Annotated in this window: 19 protein-coding genes; 17 read left to right on the plus strand and 2 right to left on the minus strand. The window is 29.1% G+C overall.

Going from position 1 to position 19,862, the window contains the following annotated elements:
* The first annotated feature begins 6 nt into the window (after positions 1-6).
* Both rsmI and AC5SLL_RS06620 read left to right on the plus strand, forming a co-directional pair.
* Positions 7-870 carry a 16S rRNA (cytidine(1402)-2'-O)-methyltransferase gene (gene rsmI / locus AC5SLL_RS06615; RefSeq protein WP_494586561.1) on the plus strand — a complete coding sequence of 288 codons (864 nt, stop codon included), beginning with the start codon at positions 7-9 and terminating at the stop codon, positions 868-870.
* Positions 860-1,453, plus strand: coding sequence for a BON domain-containing protein (locus tag AC5SLL_RS06620; RefSeq protein WP_494586562.1), 594 nt, complete (start codon positions 860-862; stop codon positions 1,451-1,453). Before rsmI ends, AC5SLL_RS06620 begins: the two co-directional genes overlap by 11 nt.
* On the opposite strand, the gene AC5SLL_RS06625 is transcribed toward AC5SLL_RS06620, so the two are convergent.
* Positions 1,450-3,738 (minus strand): NADP-dependent malic enzyme, encoded by a 2,289-nt coding sequence (locus tag AC5SLL_RS06625; protein WP_494586563.1) that lies wholly within the window; start codon positions 3,736-3,738, stop codon positions 1,450-1,452. The genes AC5SLL_RS06620 and AC5SLL_RS06625 overlap by 4 nt on opposite strands.
* 50 nt (positions 3,739-3,788) lie before the next feature.
* Here AC5SLL_RS06625 and murJ point away from each other — a divergent pair, with 50 nt between their 5' ends.
* The 4 genes from murJ to AC5SLL_RS06645 are packed head-to-tail and all read left to right on the plus strand — an operon-like array spanning position 3,789 to position 8,037.
* Positions 3,789-5,315 (plus strand): murein biosynthesis integral membrane protein MurJ, encoded by a 1,527-nt coding sequence (gene murJ / locus AC5SLL_RS06630; protein WP_494586564.1) that lies wholly within the window; start codon positions 3,789-3,791, stop codon positions 5,313-5,315.
* Position 5,316: 1 nt separating this feature from the next.
* On the plus strand, positions 5,317-6,318 hold the full coding sequence (gene trpS / locus AC5SLL_RS06635) for a tryptophan--tRNA ligase (RefSeq protein ID WP_494586565.1): 1,002 nt from the start codon (positions 5,317-5,319) through the stop codon (positions 6,316-6,318).
* A gap of 52 nt (positions 6,319-6,370) precedes the next feature.
* Positions 6,371-6,913 (plus strand): NifU family protein, encoded by a 543-nt coding sequence (locus AC5SLL_RS06640; protein ID WP_271516760.1) that lies wholly within the window; start codon positions 6,371-6,373, stop codon positions 6,911-6,913.
* 2 nt (positions 6,914-6,915) lie between these two features.
* The gene (locus AC5SLL_RS06645) at positions 6,916-8,037 is read left to right on the plus strand and encodes a glucosaminidase domain-containing protein (RefSeq protein WP_494586566.1); all 1,122 of its coding nucleotides are present in this window, start codon (positions 6,916-6,918) and stop codon (positions 8,035-8,037) included.
* On the opposite strand, the gene AC5SLL_RS06650 is transcribed toward AC5SLL_RS06645, so the two are convergent.
* The gene (locus tag AC5SLL_RS06650) at positions 8,034-9,023 is read right to left on the minus strand and encodes a polysaccharide deacetylase family protein (protein ID WP_494586567.1); all 990 of its coding nucleotides are present in this window, start codon (positions 9,021-9,023) and stop codon (positions 8,034-8,036) included. The two genes, AC5SLL_RS06645 and AC5SLL_RS06650, sit on opposite strands and share 4 nt — an antisense overlap.
* 16 nt (positions 9,024-9,039) lie before the next feature.
* Between AC5SLL_RS06650 and AC5SLL_RS06655 the strand changes: the two genes are divergently transcribed.
* From AC5SLL_RS06655 to rpsO, 11 genes are all read left to right on the plus strand, one after another.
* The gene (locus AC5SLL_RS06655; protein ID WP_271516754.1) at positions 9,040-9,426 is read left to right on the plus strand and encodes a peptidase M22; all 387 of its coding nucleotides are present in this window, start codon (positions 9,040-9,042) and stop codon (positions 9,424-9,426) included.
* Between the two features lie 8 nt (positions 9,427-9,434).
* Positions 9,435-9,845, plus strand: a complete 411-nt coding sequence (locus AC5SLL_RS06660) for a Fur family transcriptional regulator (RefSeq protein WP_494586568.1) — start codon at positions 9,435-9,437, stop codon at positions 9,843-9,845.
* A gap of 4 nt (positions 9,846-9,849) precedes the next feature.
* Positions 9,850-11,190 carry a tRNA (N6-isopentenyl adenosine(37)-C2)-methylthiotransferase MiaB gene (gene miaB / locus AC5SLL_RS06665; protein WP_494586569.1) on the plus strand — a complete coding sequence of 447 codons (1,341 nt, stop codon included), beginning with the start codon at positions 9,850-9,852 and terminating at the stop codon, positions 11,188-11,190.
* Between the two features lie 2 nt (positions 11,191-11,192).
* Positions 11,193-12,194 (plus strand): PhoH family protein, encoded by a 1,002-nt coding sequence (locus AC5SLL_RS06670; protein WP_494586570.1) that lies wholly within the window; start codon positions 11,193-11,195, stop codon positions 12,192-12,194.
* Positions 12,187-12,657 carry an rRNA maturation RNase YbeY gene (gene ybeY / locus AC5SLL_RS06675; RefSeq protein ID WP_494573157.1) on the plus strand — a complete coding sequence of 157 codons (471 nt, stop codon included), beginning with the start codon at positions 12,187-12,189 and terminating at the stop codon, positions 12,655-12,657. Before AC5SLL_RS06670 ends, ybeY begins: the two co-directional genes overlap by 8 nt.
* The gene (gene lnt, locus AC5SLL_RS06680) at positions 12,641-14,194 is read left to right on the plus strand and encodes an apolipoprotein N-acyltransferase (protein ID WP_494586571.1); all 1,554 of its coding nucleotides are present in this window, start codon (positions 12,641-12,643) and stop codon (positions 14,192-14,194) included. Before ybeY ends, lnt begins: the two co-directional genes overlap by 17 nt.
* A complete protein-coding gene (gene metK / locus AC5SLL_RS06685; RefSeq protein WP_494586572.1) occupies positions 14,187-15,356 on the plus strand; it encodes a methionine adenosyltransferase in 1,170 nt (389 codons plus the stop codon). The genes lnt and metK overlap by 8 nt, the downstream gene beginning before the upstream one ends.
* A 97-nt stretch (positions 15,357-15,453) precedes the next feature.
* Entirely contained in the window at positions 15,454-17,007 is a 1,554-nt protein-coding gene (nusA, locus tag AC5SLL_RS06690; protein WP_494573160.1) for a transcription termination factor NusA, read from the plus strand.
* Between the two features lie 10 nt (positions 17,008-17,017).
* The gene (infB, locus tag AC5SLL_RS06695) at positions 17,018-19,231 is read left to right on the plus strand and encodes a translation initiation factor IF-2 (protein ID WP_494586573.1); all 2,214 of its coding nucleotides are present in this window, start codon (positions 17,018-17,020) and stop codon (positions 19,229-19,231) included.
* On the plus strand, positions 19,231-19,599 hold the full coding sequence (gene rbfA / locus AC5SLL_RS06700; RefSeq protein WP_494573162.1) for a 30S ribosome-binding factor RbfA: 369 nt from the start codon (positions 19,231-19,233) through the stop codon (positions 19,597-19,599). Before infB ends, rbfA begins: the two co-directional genes overlap by 1 nt.
* A gap of 13 nt (positions 19,600-19,612) precedes the next feature.
* Positions 19,613-19,861 (plus strand): 30S ribosomal protein S15, encoded by a 249-nt coding sequence (rpsO, locus tag AC5SLL_RS06705; protein WP_494573163.1) that lies wholly within the window; start codon positions 19,613-19,615, stop codon positions 19,859-19,861.
* Position 19,862 lies beyond the last annotated feature (1 nt).

The following is a 19,862-nucleotide window of genomic DNA, read 5'->3' on the forward strand; positions in this document are numbered from 1 at the left end:
AATTTAATGATTCTACATACTGACATTACAAATAATAAAGTTAAAAGTGGCCTTTATATAGTCTCCACACCAATTGGAAATTTGAGTGATATTACTTTGCGGGCATTAGAGGTGTTAAAAAAATCAGATTATATCTTGTGCGAGGACACTCGAACTTCAAAAAACCTATTAGATCGTTATGAAATCAAGTCCAAACTTATTTCAAACCACAAATTTAATGAAAAAAAAAACCTATCCAAAATTATTCAGATTTTGAAGTCGGATTGTGTTGTTTCTCTAATTTCTGATGCAGGAACACCCTCTGTTTCAGATCCTGGGGCAATATTAGTTAATGAGTGTATAATTAATAAAATTAATGTTTATCCTATTCCAGGAGCATCAGCAGTTTCATCTGCAGTATCAATTAGTGGTTTTAATGAGCAATATTTTTTTTATGGTTTTTTTCCAGAAAAAAAAAATAAACTCAAAGAAGATTTTGAAAAACTTAAAAAACAAGATGGCTGCATTGTTTTTTTTATTTCACCAAGAAAATTCAACAAATCAGTAAAACATATTAAAGAATATTTTATAGATAGAAAAATCTTAATTTGTAGAGAAATGACTAAGTATTATGAGGAATATATTAGAACTGATATTGATAAACTTGAACCTTTTAGATCTGACCCAAAAGGAGAATTAACAATTGTTATTTCTGAAAAATTAAAAGAAAAAAATTCTTCGATAAATTTAAAAGAATCAGATAAAATTAATATTCAAAAAATGATTAAGAAACTAAGTATAAAAGATATTACAGATTTAATTAGCCAAAACTCTAATGTGCCAAAAAAAGAAATTTATAATTATTGTCTAAAATTGAAAAATGAAAAATAGAACTATTTTAATAAGCTTAATTTGTTTGTTTTTAACTGGATGTGTAGGATTAAGTTCAAAGGGTGTTTTTGGAACAGGTGTAAGTGTTGCATTTGATCCAAGATCTTTAGGAACTCAAATAGATGATTCTGTGATGCAAAAAAATCTGACTGGTAGATTATTATTAAAAGATAAAAGTTACTTGATATCTGTAAACACTAAAGTTTTAGATGGAAGAATTTTTCTAACTGGTAAAGTAGACGATCCTGAAGAAAAACTTCAAATTACTAAATTAGCATGGGAAACAAAAGGTGTCAGATCTGTAAGAAATGATATCAAGATAAAAGAAGATTTTAATTTTAAACAATCTGCAAAAGATTTATTAATAACCTCTCAATTACGTTCAGCGATAATTTTTAATAAAAAAATAAATTCAACAAATTATCAAATAGATACTTATAAGAAAAAAATATTCATTTATGGAATTGCCTTAACAGATGAAGAAAAAAAAGAAGTGATAAAAGAAGCAAAAGAGATACTTGATGTTGAGGATGTTATAGCAAGTATTGTTTTGGTTGAAGATTTAAGAATTCAAAAAAATTAATTTTTTTTATAATCTATAACGTCAGCAGAGTAAGCAGCCACTGATGCTAGATTTATAATCTCAGATGTAGAAGATCTCAAAGGTGCTATTTCAATGGGTTGCCCTAATCCAATTAATAAAGGTCCAATTACTCTTGTGTCACCTAAACTTTTCATTAATTTATAAGAGATTGCAGCACTATGTTGTCCGGGCATTATTAAAATATTTGCATTTCCAACGATACTTGAAAAAGGATAAAGTTCTTTGTATTCTGAGTTAAGAGCAACATCTGGCTGCATATCTCCATCAAAATCAAAGTCGACATTTTTCTTCTCTAAAATTTCAACAGCTTTTTTAATATGCTTAGTTCTACTTGTGAGAGGTTGGCCAAAAGTAGAGTGAGAAACAAAAGCAACTTTTGGAACAAAGCCAAACATTTTTACTACACGAGCAGACGAAATTGCAATTTCAGCAAGCTCTTCTGAGCTTGGGTATTCATTTACACTAGTATCCCCAACAAAAATTGTTTTTCCTTTAGCAACGACCATGTTTAAACCAAACATTATTTCACCAGGTCTAGCATCTACTACTTGTGTAACTTTATCAAAAGATGATCCAAATCTCCGTGTGTTGCCAGTAACAGCACCATCAGCATCACCACAAGCAACCATGCAAGCTGCCCAAACTACTCTATCATTCCTAACCATCCTGTCACAATCTCTCTCTAGTAGACCTTGTTCTCTTTGAAGTTTGGCAAATAAAAATTTTACGTATTTTTCTCTTTTTTCATTATCTTGAGAATTTATTATTTCGATATCAAAGTTTTCATTGTATCCAATTTCTTTTATTCTTTCTTTAACTTTTGTTTTTTTACCAATTAAGATTGGTATCCCTAGCTTAGAGTTTTTAAAAGCTATAGCAGCCTTCAATGTATTTTCATCTTCTCCATCTGCAAAAACAATTCTCTTTGGATTTTTTTTAATATGAGAATTAATACCTTGCATAATGGTTACAGAGGGATCAAGTCTTTGTTTAAGTTGATCTTTATAAAACTCAAAATCTTTTATCGGTTTTTTTGCAACTCCACTGTCCATAGCAGCTTTAGCAACAGCTGCGGGGATAACACTAATTAACCTTGGATCAAAGGTAGATGGAATAATATAGTCTTTTCCATATCTAGGACGATCGCCACCCATTGCAGCAACTACTTCATCTGGAACATCTTCTCTTGCTAATTTAGCAATTGCGTTTGCAGCTGCAACCTTCATTTCCTCATTAATTGTTGTTGCCCTAACATCCAAAGCTCCTCTAAAAATATAAGGAAAGCCAATTAAATTATTAACTTGATTAGGATAATCTGATCTGCCAGTTGCAATAATAGCATCATCTCTTACTTCCATAATTTCTTCAGGAGTTATTTCGGGATCAGGGTTGGCACAAGCAAAAATTATTGGATTCTTTGCCATTTTTTTTACAAGCTCTTTTTTTAAAGCCCCTTTAGCAGATAGTCCCAAAAACACGTCTGCCCCGCTTATTGCATCTTCAAGTGTTCTATTTTTAGTTTCAATTGCATGAGCTGATTTCCACTGGTCCATACCCTCTGTTCTTCCTTTATAGATAACACCTTTTCGATCTAACATGGTTATGTTCTCATTTAAGACACCACTATTTTTAAATAAATTAGTACAAGCTATTGCAGAAGCACCGGCACCATTAACCACAACCTTAATATTTTTAATTGACTTGCCACTTATATCTAGAGCATTAATTAAAGCTGCCGTAGTTATTATTGCAGTTCCATGTTGATCATCATGAAATACAGGAATATCTAAAATTTCTTTTAATTTTTCCTCAATAATAAAACAGTCAGGTGCAGCTATGTCTTCTAAGTTAATCCCACCAAAACTACATGCAAAATTTTTAATGCTATTTATTATTTCATCAGAATCTTTACAGTCTATTTCTAAATCTATCGAGTCGATGTCTGCAAATCTTTTAAATAAAACTGCTTTACCTTCCATTACAGGCTTTGAAGCTAATGCTCCCAGATTTCCCATTCCTAAAATTGCAGATCCATTACTTATTACAGCCACCAAGTTACCTTTAGAGGTGTAATCATAGGCTGCTTCAGGATTGTCAGCAATTGCTTTTACTGGAACCGCTACACCTGGAGAGTAAGCAAGCGCTAAGTCTCTCTTTGTCGTCATTGGTTTTGAGGAATTAATCTCAATTTTTCCAGGTTTATTTAAACTATGAAATTCTAGAGCTTCTTTATCAGTGTAATGGTCTATTTTAGTTTTTTTCATTTTTGGTAATTAGGTATACAATTGAAGCGAATTTAAGACTAATATGATTTATGAATCTTCTCAAGTCAACAGGTACGTTTAGTTTTTTTACGATAATTAGTAGATTATTAGGTTATTTAAGAGATATTTTAATAGCAATTTTTCTTGGAACAGGATTGCTAGCTGATGCATTTTTTGTTGCATTTAGAATTCCAAATACTTTTAGAAGATTATTCTCTGAAGGAACATTTAATGCTGCGTTTGTCCCAAGCTATTCCTCTTTATTAAATAATAAAAAAAAATCACAAGCTTTTGCTAATAGTATTTTTAACTTGTTAATTTTAGGATTGTTTTTTTTAGTACTTCTTATTGAAATTTTAATGCCAGTATTCGTCTTTCTAATAGCACCTGGATTTGAGGGCGATCTTAAGAAAATGGAAATAGCCATAACTCTAACAAGAATTACATTTCCTTTTCTTTTATTTATTAGCTTAGCATCTTTTTTTTCTGCTATTTTAAACTCACATAATAAATTTGCTGTAGCATCAGCCGCACCAATTATTTTAAACATACTTTTAATTAGTGTTTTATTTTTGGGTAAAATTTTAGATGATCAATTGGTGTATTATTTATCTTATGCTGTGACAATCTCAGGTATTTTACAGCTTATTTTTTTATATTTTTATGTAAAAAAACATTTTTCACCTATAGTAAATTTTTCAATCAAGATTGATAAAAAAGTAAAAAATTTCTTTAAAAAATTATTACCAAGTATTTTTTCATCTGGTGTTACCCAAATAAATATTTTAGTTGGAACAATTATTGCCTCATTTCAAACTAGTGCAGTTTCTTATCTTTATTATGCAGATAGGGTTTATCAAATAAATTTAGCAATTGCTGGAATTGCAATTGGTACAGTTATTTTGCCCCAATTATCTAAGTATGTTCAAAATCAAAATAAAGATAAAATGAATTTAATTCAAAATAAAGCTTTAGAATTAAGTTTGTTTTTAAGTATCCCTGCTGCAATTGCATTGTTAATTGCTTCAGAAGAAATTATATCGTCATTATTTGGTTATGGATCTTTTGATGAATTAAGTGTTAAAAATTCAGCAAAGGCTCTATTTTATTTTGCTATTGGCTTACCCGCATTTTCATTGATAAAAGTTTTTTCTGCTTTTTTTTTCGCAAGACACAATACAAGATTACCTTTTTATATTTCTCTAATCTCAGTTTTATTAAATATATTTATAAGTGTTATTTTTTTTAAGGAAATAGGATTTATTATTTTACCTATAGCAACTACAATATCATCTTGGTTTAATGCAATTTATTTATTTGTTTTTTTAAAAAAAGATAATTTGTTTAAATTTAATCTAGTTTTCATTGATAGATTTATCAAAATTATAATAGCCTCTATTCTAATGGGCATTTTTTTTAATTTTTTGATTAATTTTTTTAATGAACAATTAATGTATTCCGAAAATTTTAAAGCAATATATTTAATCTCAACAGTAATTGTTGGATTTACATTCTATATTTTTATAGCACTCTTAATCAAAGCTTTTAAAAAAAGTGATATTAATCTAAACTATTAACATGAGTAAAAAAATTTTTTCAGGTGTTCAGCCTACAGGCAATCTTCATTTGGGAAACTATCTTGGCGCTATAAAAAATTTTGTAGAGCTTCAAAATGACAAGGGAAATCATTGCATTTTTTGTGTTGTAGATCTTCATGCAATCACAGTTAAGCAAGATCCCAAGGAATTAAAAAATAATATAAGAGAGACAGCTGCTACATTTATTGCAAGCGGTATCAATCCAGATAACAATATTATCTTTAACCAATCAATGGTGTCAGCACATTCAGAAGCTGCTTGGATTTTAAGTTGTGTTTCAAGGATTGGCTGGCTTAATAGAATGACTCAATTTAAAGAAAAAGCTGGAAAAGATAAAGAAAAAGCTAGTATTGGTCTTTATTCATATCCTGTTTTGATGGCTGCTGATATTTTGCTTTATGATGCAACACATGTGCCAGTAGGAGACGACCAAAAACAGCACCTAGAACTTTGCAGAGATATTGCGCAAAAATTTAATAATGATTTTAATGCACCTGAATTCTTAAGGGTGCCAGAGCCATTGATACAAAAACAATTTTCTAGAATAATGAGTTTAAAAGATGGATTAAAAAAAATGAGTAAATCAGATCCTTCAGATCTTAGTAGAATTAATCTTACTGACAGTAAAGATGAAATAGTTAATAAGATTAAAAAAGCAAAAACTGACCCATTGCCATTACCAAAAAATATTGATGAGTTGGTTGAGCGACCTGAAGCAGAAAATTTATTAGGTATTTACTCTAGCTTGAAAAATCAAAGTTTACAAAATTCAATAGATGAATTTTCAGGAAAAAATTTTTCTGAATTTAAGATAGAACTATCAGATGTTTTAGTTGAAAAAATTGAACCTATTTCAAAAAAAATAAAAGAATTACTAAATGATGAAAAATATTTAGATACAATTCTGTTAGAGGGGTCTAAAAAAGCAGATATAGTTGCATCTAAAAAAATTAAGGAAATAAAAGAATTAGTTGGTTTTTAAACAAATATATTAATTAGTTTAAATTTCATAATTTATCACTATATATATAATAATGTTTATCCAAACCGAAGCTACACCAAATCCAAATTCTTTAAAGTTTCTTCCTGGTAAAAGGGTATCCAATAATGGATCTTTTGAAGTTACTAAAAAAGAAGAGACTGATAACGAGTTAGTTCGAAACTTGCTATCTGTTAACGGCGTGACAGCTATTTTTTTAGGTGCAGATTTTCTGTCAATTAATAAGAAAGAAGAAATAAGTTGGGATGATATTAAACATATAGCAATTTCTTTGATTAATGATTTCTACTCTACGGGCAAAGAGTTTGTAGTTGCGAATGAATTATTCGGAGGGGAAAAAGAAAAACATAGTGAAATAGAAAAACAAATTATAAGTATTTTAGAGTCTAAAATTAGACCAGCTGTTGCTAAAGATGGTGGAGATATTAAATTTAAAGAATTTAAAGATGGTGTTGTCAAAGTAGAACTACAAGGTAGTTGCTCTGGATGCCCAAGCTCAACAATGACACTTAAGCAAGGAGTGCAAAATCTTTTGTGCCATTATCTCCCTGAGGTAAAAGAGGTGGTAGCTATATAGTTATGAGAAATAAAGAATTTTCACTGTTAGAGATAAAAAGATTTTTAAAAAAAAAGGGACTTATAATAAAAAAGAATATCTACAAAAAAAAATCTATTACCTTAAATACCCTATCAAAAACTTTTTTATCTAGTTTAATTATAATCTCTTTTTTCTATGTTTTGCCACTTGCCATTGATCTTACAAATAAAAAAATATTATTTTCTAAAAACTATGAGAACAGTTCCAAAAATAATTTGAATAAACTACTAGAAAACCAAGATCCAAAACTAGATGATGGCTTAGATAAAAAATCTTTATTTGAAGACATTTTCACATTTGATCAACAGCCAAGAGATAAAGATAGTGTGAGATTAAGTGCATCTACAATTGAAGAGTTATTTAAATCAACAAATTATAATTTAGAAGATGTAAGAAAAAATAAATTAGTAAAACCGATTTCTTTAACATTATTACCGGCAGAGATTACTAAAATAGAAAATGCTAAAAAAAGAAAAGAGTTATTTATCCAAATTATTTTACCATTAGTCATTGAAGAAAATAATAATATTAAATCTGATCGTAATAAACTTTTTACCATTCTAAATAAAAGTAAAAATACTAAAGCAGAACAAAATTGGCTGAACTCAAAATTTAAACAATATGGAGTTGTTAATAAAGATTTATCAACACTTAAAATAAGAATGGACGAAGTACCAGTTTCAATGGCAATCGCTCAAGCCGCAAAAGAAACTGGGTGGGGAACATCTAGATTTGCACAAGAAGGAAATGCATTATTTGGTCAGTGGACGTGGTCTGGTGATGGAATAAAACCCTCTGATGCTGATAATGATAGCACACACAAAGTTATGAGATTTAACGTGTTACAGGCATCAGTTAAAGCTTATCAAAGAAATTTAAATACCCATTCATCCTATAGAGATTTTAGAAGTGCTAGAGCAGAACTAAGAGATAATGGTGAGGAGCTAGATAGTATTATTCTTTCAGAACATCTTGATGAATATGCAGAGACTGGAAAAGAGTATGTAAAAATTTTACAACAAATTATTAGACAAAATAAATTAACAGATTTTGATGATGCAAAGTTAATGCCATCAAGTATTGAACTTAATAGTTTAATTTAATTTTGTTTAACTGAAAATTGAACTCCAAACCATCGCCATAATCCATCATCATTAAGAGAACAATTAATTCTTCCCCTTCTAAATAAAAATTTTTCCCTAAAATTTATTCGTAATTTATTTTCATTAAAATCTATATTGGACTGCTTCCATTCATTACCTTCATCAGAAAAACAATTAATATTATTTATATTTTTTTGTTCATCAAAAAATTCCACATAAAATTCAGGAGGATTATTATCTGTTATGTATTTATCTTCAGGATATAAATTTTTATATTGAAGTGGATAAAGATTTACTAAAAATTTAAATCGATCTAAATCACCATATTTTTCATTAATAGGAAATCGTGGAAGTTCAAAGGGGTCTTTATTGTAATCAATCACCCCTGAATGTTGTCCAAAAGCATATTTAAAATTTTTAGAAATATATTCTTTAATTTCTAGACTATATTCACCGAAGGGATAAGAAAAGAAAATAGGATTATATCCTAAATTTTTATTAAATATGGAAGTAGAAGAATTAATATCTTTCATAAAATCTTCTTTGTTAAAATCTACTAAGTAATCATGAGAATGGGCATGATTTCCAATATAGACAAAAGGCTCTTCTTCTAATTCTTTTATTTGTTCCCAAGTCATATAACCATATTTTCCAATCGATTGAGTTGATACAAATAATATGAATGGGATTTTTTCTTGCTTTAAATAAGGCCAAGCAACTTTGTAAAAAGAAGTGAAAGCATCATCAATGGTTAAAAGAATTTTTTTCTCTTTTTTAATTGTTGAAAAGTTATTTTCTAAATTTTTGGGATCATAGAATTTAAGGTTTGATTGTCTAATTATTGAAATATGCTCCTTAAATATATCCATTTGAATATTTGTAGATGGATATTTATTTTCATCAAATCGGTGATACATAAGAGAAAGTATACCCATGTCAGGAGAATAATATTTGATATTATTTTCATCTGCTTTACAACTAAACATTAATAACATTGTTATAATGAATAATTTGATTGTAGATGCTGCTAGAGATAAAATTTTTTTAACACTCATGGTTAGTAAAAATATTTATACTTGCAGTCATGAAAATAGTAAAATTAATTTTGAAAAATTAATGATTTTAATTAATGAATTTTTGAATAATAACAAAATCTCTCTAGATAAAGTAAGCACAATATACGTAAATAGAGGTCCAGGAAGTTTTGCAGGTATTAGAAACTCATTAGCAACAATTAAAGCTTTGCATTTAACTAAAAAAATTAACTATTATTGTTTTAGTTTTGAGGATTTTAAGGTTAAAGATGAAATTAGATATGAAGATGTTCCCAGTTTATGCGAACAATTTCAAATTAAAAAGAATTTGATTAATCCTATTTATTTAAGTTAAAATTAATAATGTCACAAAATATTGAGCAAAAATGCTTAGCAAAAGGTGTTAAGTTAACAGATCAAAGAAAGATAATTGCAAAAGTGATGTCAGAGGCAAAAGATCACCCTGATGTAGATGAGCTATATAATAGGGTTATGAAAATCGATGCAAAAATTAGTATTGCCACAGTTTATAGAACTGTAAAACTTTTTGAAGAGTCAGGAATATTAGCCAAACATGAGTTTAAGGGAGGAAAGGCAAGATACGAGGAATTAAATGAGGGACATCATGATCACTTAATTGATGTTAAATCTGGAGAGATTATAGAATTTGTGGACGAAGAAATTGAAAAACTACAAGAAAAAATTGCAGCCAAATATGGATATAAACTTGTGGATCATAAATTAGAATTATATGGGGTTAAAAAAAAATCCTAGTTAAATGTTGAAAAAAATTTTTATCAAAACTTTTGGCTGTCAAATGAATGAATACGATTCTAATCGTATTTTTGATACAGTCAAAGAAATTGGATTTGAAAAAACTGACAAGTATGAAGATGCAAATTGTTATTTATTAAATACTTGCCATATTAGAGATAAGGCTAAAGAAAAAGTTTATCATGAAATAGGTAGAGTTAAAAAAATTTTTAGATCAAAGCCAAAACCAATTGTTATTGTAGCAGGATGTGTTGCTCAGGCTGAAAATCAAGAAATGTTAAAAAGAGAGCCCTATATAGATATTGTTATAGGACCTCAATCATATCATAAAATTAATGAGGCTATATTAAAACATTCGAAGAATAAAAAGAAAGAGGAAGAAACCGAATTTGATACAATTTCAAAATTTAATTATTTAAGTAAAATTAAAAATAAAGATAGTAAAGTATCTTCATTTTTAACCATTCAAGAAGGCTGTGATAAATTCTGTCATTTTTGTGTAGTTCCTTATACGCGTGGCCCTGAATACTCTAGACCATTCAAACAAATTATCGATGAAGCAAAAGAATTAATTGAGTCAGGTGCAAAAGAAATTATTTTATTAGGTCAAAATGTTAATGCTTATAAATTTCAAGATAATGATAGAGAATATAAATTATCTGACTTATTGTTAGAGCTTAATGGTTTTGATCAAATTGAAAGGGTTAGATATACAACCTCTCATCCTAAAGATATGACAGAGGATTTAATTAATGTGTATAAAAAAAGCTCTAAATTAATGCCACTAGTTCACCTACCTGTACAAAGTGGATCTAATAAAATTTTAAAATCAATGAATAGAAAACATACTATTGAAGAGTATTTAAAAGTTTATGAAAGTTTAAAAGAGATAAATCCTAATGTGGAATTCTCAAGTGATTTCATCATTGGATATCCAGGGGAAGATGAAGATGATTTTAATAAAACTATGGAATTAATTGAAAAAATTGGCTTCATAAATTCATATTCTTTTATTTTTAGTGCTAGACCTGGAACAGTAGCTGCAGATCTTACCCAAGTTAATGCGGTAAAATCCAAAGAAAGATTAGAAATTATTCAAAAGAGGTTATTTGAAAATCAAATTAAAAAAAATAAATCTCTTGAAAATAAAATTTTAAATGTTCTAGTGGAAAATATAATGAAAGATGGAATTAAGCTATTTGGCAGAACGGAATATATGACATCAGTAATTTTTGATGGTGATATAGATAATATTGGAAAAATTGTACAAGTTGAAATAACAAGCAGTAATCAAAATAGTCTTTTTGGAAAATTAGTAGAAAGTTCTAAAAAAAAGGTAGCTTAAAATTGAATAATACAAATTCTAAAAAAATTAACTCAACATTAAAATTTGTATATTCAGACAACAATTCCTTAAGCGTTATATTTCATGATAATGATTTATTGATGGGTATAGTGGGAGAATTCAATGCAAATTTAAAGGAATTAGAAAAAATTACTAATACAAGTTTATACTCAAGAGGGAATTCAATTATTATTAAGTCTACTCCAGAACAAAATGAGATAACTAAAAACGCTATCCAATTTTTAGCAAATCAATTTATTAGCAATGGAAGTATTGAAAAAAAAGATATAATTTCATCCATAGATAAATTTATGATTGAAGAAAAAGTAAAAAACCAGAATGTTTCAGATATAATTAAGACACCTAAAAAATCAGTTATTCCAAGATCAGAAAGACAGAAAGAATATGTTAGAGCTTTAAGACAGAGCGACATTACCATTTCAGCAGGCCCAGCCGGAACAGGAAAAACATTTCTGGCAGTGGCGGTGGGTTTAACAATGTTGCTTGATAAAAAAATTGAGAGAATTATTTTATCAAGACCTGCGGTAGAGGCTGGAGAGCGCCTAGGATTTTTACCAGGTGACATGAAAGAAAAAGTAGATCCTTATTTACGACCTTTATATGACTCACTATATGACCTCTTTGATTTTGAAAAAATTCAAAGAATGATTGAAATTGGAGATATTGAAATTGCACCACTCGCATTCATGAGAGGAAGAACCTTAAAAAATTCTTTTGCAATTTTAGATGAAGCACAAAACGCAACAGATACTCAAATTAAAATGTTTTTAACTCGTATTGGAGAAAACTCTAAAATTGTTATTAATGGCGACCCTTCTCAGATTGATTTACCACATAAAAACATGTCTGGATTGAATAGGTCAAAAAAATTATTGGGACATATTAAGGAAATATCTGTTGTAGATTTTGATCATTCTGATGTGGTTAGGCATCCCCTTGTATCTAAGATTGTTAAGGCTTACTCAGACCAAGAAAATGATTAGTGTTGGTGTTGTTTCTGAGAACAATCTTTGGAATAAAAAGATAAAAAAAAAAGATATTTTTTTTAATACATTAGTTAAATTTTTTCCAAAAAAATATAGATTTATTGGAAAAAAGATAAGTCTGAGTATTCTTTTGTCAGACAATAAAAGAATTAAAAAGCTTAACAAAAGTTTCAGAAATAAAGATAAACCAACAGATGTTTTATCCTTTCCCTTTGAAAAAAAACTCAATTTAAAAAAGAATACTTATCTTGGAGACATAGTGATCAGTTATGAATTTATGAATAAACCAAAAAATTTAACTAGTCTGGATTTTAAAAATAAAGTTATAAAAATATTCATTCATGGGTTTCTTCATCTTTTGGGTCATGATCATGTAAAATTAAAAGATTTTAAAAAGATGAGCAAAGAAGAAGAAAAAATTTATAAATTAGTTAAAAGCAAAAATGAAAAATTTGCTTAAAAAAAATTTTTTAAATGCAATCTACATTGTCTTTTTAGGAGTTATCAGCTCTTATAGTTTACCACCTTATAATTATTTTTTAATTAACTTTTTTACTTTTTCTTTATTTTTTATTTTTCTTTACAATAAAAGAGAAAAAAATTTAGAGAATAAGTCTTTCTTTAAATATGGATGGTTTTTTGGATTTGGATATTTTTTATCAAGTTTGTACTGGATATCAATTTCATTAACTTTTGATGAAAGTTTTAAATTTCTAATTCCTCTAGCCATAATTTTATTACCAACTTTTTTAGCTATATTTTATGGAATAATTACTTATTTATTTTCAATTTTTTACTCAAAGAATTTAATTAGCTCTTTTCTTATTTTTTCAATTTTATTTGGCATTATAGAATTTATAAGGGGTTTGATATTTACTGGATTTCCCTGGAATTTAGTTTCGTATAGTTTTTCTGAAAATATTTATTTTATTCAAATAGTCTCTTTAATTGGCACTTATTCTTTTAATCTATTTTGCATCTCTCTTTTTTCTTTACCGGCTGTTTTGATATTAAGAAAAAATAGAAAACAGATTATATTTTGTTTTTTCTTTATCTTAATTTCATCTACTTTTTTAATTTTTGGTAATTTTAAAATTAATCAATTTAATTCACTTAAAAATATAAAAAATCCCTACGTGATTAGAGCTGTATCGCCCAACATTAGTTTAGGTAGATTTTATACAAATCAAGATGAGATAAAAATAATTAATGAATTAATAACCCTTAGTGCTCCCGAAAAAAAAATACCTACAATTTTTTTATGGCCAGAGGGAATTATTCCAGACAGCTATGTAAGCGAAATGGATATCTATCAGGACTTGTTTATAAATAATTTTTCATCAGATGATTTAATTATTATGGGATTGAATAGTATTGAGGACGCTAATGGTGAAAATTTATTTTTTAATTCAATGGCAGTATTTGATCATAAAATGCAATTACAGGAGAGCTATAACAAAGTTAATTTAGTTCCATTTGGTGAGTTTATTCCGTTTAAGAATATTTTAGGATTAATAGGCCTTAAAACAGTTACAAACAATTATCAATCTTTCTCAAGTGGTAAAAATAGAGCCCCTTTTAATATTGATAAAGATAAAATTAAAGTGAGTTTACTGCCACTCATTTGCTATGAAATAATTTATTCAGGCAAGATATCTAAAGAAAATAATTATAATTATATAATTAATATTTCAGAAGATGGGTGGTTTGGAAGATCCATAGGTCCTAAACAACATTTCTCACATAGTATCTTTAGATCAATTGAGAGCGGAAAATATATAATTAGATCTGCAAACAATGGTATCACTGCAATAGTTAATCCTATAGGAATTATTGAGCAAAAAGTAGAATTTGGGTCTACTGGATATGTTGATTTTACTGAAAGTAAAATTACCAGATCAACTCTATTTATGAAATATGGTAATAAAATATTTTTTATCATTATTTTAATATATATTTTTTTAATTTTTTCATTTAATAAACTTGAACATGAGTAATTTAAAAAACTTTTTATTTACCAGTGAATCTGTGTCAGAGGGTCATCCGGATAAAGTTTCAGATCGTATTTCAGATATGGTGGTGGACAGTTATCTTGCTGGTGATCCATTTTCTAGAGTAGCCTGTGAAACATTAACAACTACAAACAAAGTTGTGCTTGCAGGAGAAGTCCGAGGACCAGAGATAAAAAAAGAAGATCTTTATCAAAAAGTAAGAGATTGTATTAAAGATATTGGATACGACCAAGATGGTTTTACTTGGAGAGAAGCTACAAAAATCGAAAGCCATCTTCATTCTCAATCAGCTGATATTGCTATGGGTGTAGACTCTTCAGGAAATAAAGATGAGGGAGCTGGAGATCAAGGAATAATGTTTGGTTATGCTTGTAATGAAACTGAAGAACTGATGCCAGCACCAATTCATTATTCTCATAAAATCTTAAGACTTATGGCTGAAGATAGAAAATCTGGAAAACTAAAAAATATAGAACCAGATTCAAAAAGCCAAGTTACTTTTGAATACGTTGATGGAAGACCAACAAAAGTAAAATCGGTTGTAATTTCTACACAGCATTCTGCAGACGTAGATCAAGCTAAAGTTAAAGAATTATTAAGACCTTATTTATTAAAATCAATTCCAGAAAATTTTTTAAAAGATTTTAATGAAGAAGAGTTTTATGTAAATCCTACAGGAAATTTTGTAATTGGAGGACCAGATGGAGACTGTGGTTTAACAGGTAGAAAAATTATTGTGGACACTTATGGTGGGGCAGCGCCTCATGGGGGAGGAGCTTTTTCAGGAAAAGATCCAACTAAAGTAGATAGATCTGCTGCTTATGCTGCAAGATATATTGCTAAAAATATTGTTGCTTCAAAGATTTCAGAGAAATGTTTAATCCAATTAGCTTATGCAATTGGGGTTTCAAAACCGTTATCTATTTATGTCGATTTATTTGATAATGATTTAGAAAAAAATAAATTTGTAACAGAAGAGATTTCAAAGAATTTTGATTTGAGCCCGAGAGGAATAAGAGAGATGTTAAATTTGAATAAACCAATTTATGAAAAAACAGCAGCTTATGGTCATTTTGGCAGAGTGCCAGAGACAGACGGTTCATTTTCATGGGAAAAAACAGATAAAAAAAGTGTTTTTTCTAAATAGTTACTATTGAATTAAAAAAAATTCTTTATATATTGCTCTTACATTATTGAAATTACAGAATGGGCTTTAGCCCATTTTTTTTTGGAACTATTAAAATATGTTAAATAGAAGATCAGATAAATTAGAATTATTAAGAATAGCTGAAGCTGTTGCTTTAGAAAAATCTATCGATAAAGAGTTGATTATAGATTCTATGGAAACTGGAATTGCTAAAGCAGCCAAATCTAAATTTGGACAAGACAATGAAATCAAAGTTTTAATTGACAGAGAAAGTGGTGACATTGGTATATTTAGAAAATTAGTTATTGTTGAAAAACCAGAAAACACAAATACAGAAATTAATCTTCAAGACGCAATCATTTTAAATGAAGAAAACAAAGATAAAAAAGTTGGTGATGAAATTTTACAACCATTGCCCTCTTTTGACTTTGGAAGAATTGCAGCTCAGACAGCAAAACAAGTTATTAGCTTTAATGTAAGAGAAGCGGAGCGTGAAAGACAATACAATGACTTTATAGATAAAAAAGATACAATTTTGAGTGGAATTGTTAAACGTTTAGAATTTGGAAATGTAATAGTTGATTTGGGAAGAACTGAAGCAATTATTCAAAAAAATGAAATGATCCCAAGAGAAAACATTAAAGCAGGTGATAGAATTAAGGCTTACTGCTATGATGTAAAAAGAGAAACAAGAGGACAGCAAATATTTTTATCAAGAGCTCATCCTAAATTTATGGAAAAACTTTTTGTTCAAGAGGTTCCAGAAATCTATGACGGTTTAATTGAGATTAAGTCATCAGCAAGAGATCCAGGAAGTAGAGCAAAAATTTGTGTCAAAGCAGTTGATACTTCATTAGACCCAGTAGGAGCTTGTGTTGGAATGAGAGGATCAAGAGTTCAAGCAGTTGTTAATGAATTGCAAGGAGAAAAAATTGATATTGTGAATTGGTCTGAAGATCCAGCAATTATAGTTTCCAACGCTCTATCTCCTGCAGAAGTTCAAAGAGTTAACGTTGATAGTGTTGCAAAAAAATTAGATGTGATTTTAACTGAAGAAAATTTAAGTAAAGCAATTGGTCGTAGAGGTCAAAACGTGAGACTTGCTACTAAATTATTAAATTATGAAATTAACATAATGACTGATGCTGAAGACTCAGAAAGACGACAGTTAGAATTCAAAGAGAAAACTGAAAACTTTGTTAAAAACTTAGAACTAGATGAAACCCTAGGACAATTACTTGTCGCTGAAGGTTTTTCTTCAATTTCAGATATTAAAGATAGCACACCAGAAAGTTTAATAAAAATTGAGGGTATTGAAGAAGATACTGCTAAAGCTTTAATCGAAAGAGCTAAAGAGTTTTATCAAAAAGATCAGGAAGATATTACTAAAAGAATTAAAGATTTAGGATTGCAAGATGATCTTATAAATCACAAAGGTTTAACTCCTGGAATGTTAGTTACTTTAGGTGAGCAGAAAATTTTAAAATTAGAAGATTTTGCAGATCTAGCATCTGATGAATTAACAGGCGGTTATGATGTTGTTAAAGGTGAAAGAATAAAAATTCAAGGGTATCTTGAAGACTTTGCTTTATCAAAAGTAGAAGCTGATGAATTGATCATGTCTGCAAGAAATATAGTTTATAAAGATTGAGTAATGAAATATGGACAACAAAAAAACAAAATTAACACTTTCTGGCATAGCCAAGAAATCAATAAAAAATATAGAGTTAGCAAAAACTCAGAGTAAGAACTCTGTTGTAATTGAAAAAAAGCCAAGCAAATTTGCTCCAAAAGGTAGTTTCAGTAGACCAGCAAGTGTTAGATCAACGCCTGCTGCAAGTCCTAAAGGATCTTTTGTGCCAAGAAATACTTCGTCACCTAAACCATCTTCACCCATAACTAATGATTATGAAAAACGTAAATTAGCTGAACAAAGAGCAACTAGAAGACTCAAGGGAGAATCTGGAGAAAAAGGAAAGTCAGAGGGGAAAAAAAGAGAATTAAAATTAACTGTTTCAAGAGCACTAAGTGATCAAATTGAAGCTAGAACAAGAAGTTTAGCTTCCCTTAAAAGAGCAAAATTAAAAGAAAACAGAGAGCTTACTAAAGAAGAGATCCAAGAAAATTTAAAACCAGTTAAGAGAGATGTAAATATTCCGGAGGCAATTACAGTTAGAGAACTTGCAAATAGAATGGCAGAGCAATCAAGCAATGTAATTAAATTTTTATTTGGAATGGGAGTAACTGTTACGATCAACCAAACACTAGCAGCTGATACGGCAGAGTACTTGGTAAAAGAATTTGGCCATAACCCTATAAGAGAAACTAAAGCAGAAGAAATTATTCAAAAAATAAAAGAGTCTAGATCTGAAAATTTAAAAAATAGACCTCCGATTGTAACTGTGATGGGACATGTTGATCATGGTAAAACTTCTGTATTAGATGTTCTAAGAAGTGCGAACGTTGTATCAGGGGAATTTGGAGGGATAACGCAACATATTGGAGCTTATCAAATAGAGCATGAATCAAATAAAATAACTTTTATTGACACCCCAGGCCATGCTGCTTTTACAGAGATGAGGGCCAGAGGATCAAAATTAACAGATGTTGTGGTGTTGGTAGTTGCAGCAGATGATGGAGTTAAACCACAAACAATTGAATCAATTAAACACGCAAAAGCCGCCAAAGTTCCAATTGTTGTTGCAATAAATAAATGTGATTTACCAGATGCTGACCCACAAAAAATTAAAAATCAACTTTTAGAGTATGAGTTAATTGCAGAAGATTTATCTGGTGACACACTAATGGTCGAGATTTCTGCTAAAACTAAAAAGAACTTAGATAAGCTAGTAGAGTCAATAGTTCTTCAAGCTGAGATTTTAGATTTAAAAACAGATTATGAATCTAAAGCAACTGGTATTGTTTTAGAGTCAAAAATTGATACAGGGCGAGGAGCTGTAGCAACAGTAATCGTTACATCAGGTACAATTAAAAAAGGTGATTTTTTTGTTAGTGGATTAAAGTGGGGTAAAGTTAGGGCATTAATTAACGACAAAGGACAAAATATTGATGAAGCACCACCATCATCTCCAGTAGAGATTTTAGGAATTAATGGTGCAGCAAAATCAGGTGATGATTTTATTGTTCTTGATACAGAAAAAGAAGCAAAAACTTTAAGTGCCAATAGAGCAGAAGAAAATAAAACAGGAGGCAACCCTTTAACTTTTGCAACACAGGATTCTGCATTTGTAGATAAATCTGCAGCTGAATTAAATATTATTATCAAATCTGATGTTCATGGATCTTCTGAGGCAATAAAAAATGCAATCAGTCAAATTACTCATGAAGAAGTTAAGCCTAAAATAATTTTATCAGATATTGGAATGGTAACAGAAACTGATGTGACTTTAGCGAAAGCATCAAACGCAGTTTTAATTGCATTTAATGTTAAGCCAAGTAAGGAAGCAAAAAAATTAGCAGAGAATGAAAAAATAAAAATTTCTTCATACAATATTATTTATGAAGTTTTGGATTATATTAAATCAAGAATGTCGGGCTTACTTGCTCCAGATATTCAAGAAACAATTAGTGGTACAGCTCAAATTTTAGAAATCTTTAAAGTATCAGGAACAGGAAAAGTTGCTGGATCTAAAGTGACAGAGGGTGAGATCGCAAGTGGTGCTAATGCAAGAGTAATTAGAGATGGAGCAATTATCTATACTGGTAAAATAAGCACTATTTTTAGAGAAAAAGATCAGGCGAAACAGGTGAGCAATGGTCAGGAATGTGGAATTACTCTTAAAGACTTTATAGACTTTCAAAAAAACGATATAATTGAGGCTTATAGCACGACTTCAACGGAGAGAACGGTATAATGGCTGACAGAATAGGAAAACCGGTATCACAGAGACAATTACGTGTTGGAGAGATGATTAAGCAATCTTTAGGTATGATTTTTGCAAGAAATGAAGCTAAGGTGCCGAATTTAGAAACTAATACTGTAACCGTTACAGAAGTAAAAATGAGTCAAGATCTAAAAATTGCAAAAGCTTATGTTTTGCCTCTAGGGGGAAAAGATACAGAAAAAGTTATTAAAAAATTAAGAGAATATTCTTTTTTAATTAGAAAAGTTTTATCCCAAAAAGTTATTATGAAATACATACCAAAAATACTTTTTGCAAAGGATGACTCTTTTGAATACGCAGAAAAAATAGAAAACTTAATAAAACAAACAAACAAATAGGAAAATAAATAGTATGACGAAAAAAGCAGTAGAATTAAAAATGCATGAGAAGGACACCGGTTCTTCAGAGGTACAAATTGCATTATTAACAGGGAAAATTGAAACTCTTTCAGCCCACATAAAACAATTTAAGAAGGATAAGCATTCTTCAGTTGGATTGTTAAGAGCAGTAAATAGAAGAAAAAAATTGTTAGAATACTTAAAAAAAAATAAATTTGATTCTTACAAAAATGTATTAACGAAGCTGAATTTAAGAAAATAAA

The organism is Candidatus Pelagibacter sp. PS_43, assembly GCF_059417795.1.

Coding starts and splice junctions, on each gene's coding strand:
- rsmI (WP_494586561.1), top strand. CDS start 7: ATGATTCTACATACTGACATTACAAATAATAAAGTTAAAAGTGGCCTT.
- AC5SLL_RS06620 (WP_494586562.1), top strand. CDS start 860: ATGAAAAATAGAACTATTTTAATAAGCTTAATTTGTTTGTTTTTAACT.
- AC5SLL_RS06625 (WP_494586563.1), bottom strand. CDS start 3,738: ATGAAAAAAACTAAAATAGACCATTACACTGATAAAGAAGCTCTAGAA.
- murJ (WP_494586564.1), top strand. CDS start 3,789: ATGAATCTTCTCAAGTCAACAGGTACGTTTAGTTTTTTTACGATAATT.
- trpS (WP_494586565.1), top strand. CDS start 5,317: ATGAGTAAAAAAATTTTTTCAGGTGTTCAGCCTACAGGCAATCTTCAT.
- AC5SLL_RS06640 (WP_271516760.1), top strand. CDS start 6,371: ATGTTTATCCAAACCGAAGCTACACCAAATCCAAATTCTTTAAAGTTT.
- AC5SLL_RS06645 (WP_494586566.1), top strand. CDS start 6,916: ATGAGAAATAAAGAATTTTCACTGTTAGAGATAAAAAGATTTTTAAAA.
- AC5SLL_RS06650 (WP_494586567.1), bottom strand. CDS start 9,023: ATGTTTAGTTGTAAAGCAGATGAAAATAATATCAAATATTATTCTCCT.
- AC5SLL_RS06655 (WP_271516754.1), top strand. CDS start 9,040: ATGAATAATTTGATTGTAGATGCTGCTAGAGATAAAATTTTTTTAACA.
- AC5SLL_RS06660 (WP_494586568.1), top strand. CDS start 9,435: ATGTCACAAAATATTGAGCAAAAATGCTTAGCAAAAGGTGTTAAGTTA.
- miaB (WP_494586569.1), top strand. CDS start 9,850: ATGTTGAAAAAAATTTTTATCAAAACTTTTGGCTGTCAAATGAATGAA.
- ybeY (WP_494573157.1), top strand. CDS start 12,187: ATGATTAGTGTTGGTGTTGTTTCTGAGAACAATCTTTGGAATAAAAAG.
- lnt (WP_494586571.1), top strand. CDS start 12,641: ATGAAAAATTTGCTTAAAAAAAATTTTTTAAATGCAATCTACATTGTC.
- metK (WP_494586572.1), top strand. CDS start 14,187: ATGAGTAATTTAAAAAACTTTTTATTTACCAGTGAATCTGTGTCAGAG.
- nusA (WP_494573160.1), top strand. CDS start 15,454: ATGTTAAATAGAAGATCAGATAAATTAGAATTATTAAGAATAGCTGAA.
- infB (WP_494586573.1), top strand. CDS start 17,018: ATGGACAACAAAAAAACAAAATTAACACTTTCTGGCATAGCCAAGAAA.
- rbfA (WP_494573162.1), top strand. CDS start 19,231: ATGGCTGACAGAATAGGAAAACCGGTATCACAGAGACAATTACGTGTT.
- rpsO (WP_494573163.1), top strand. CDS start 19,613: ATGACGAAAAAAGCAGTAGAATTAAAAATGCATGAGAAGGACACCGGT.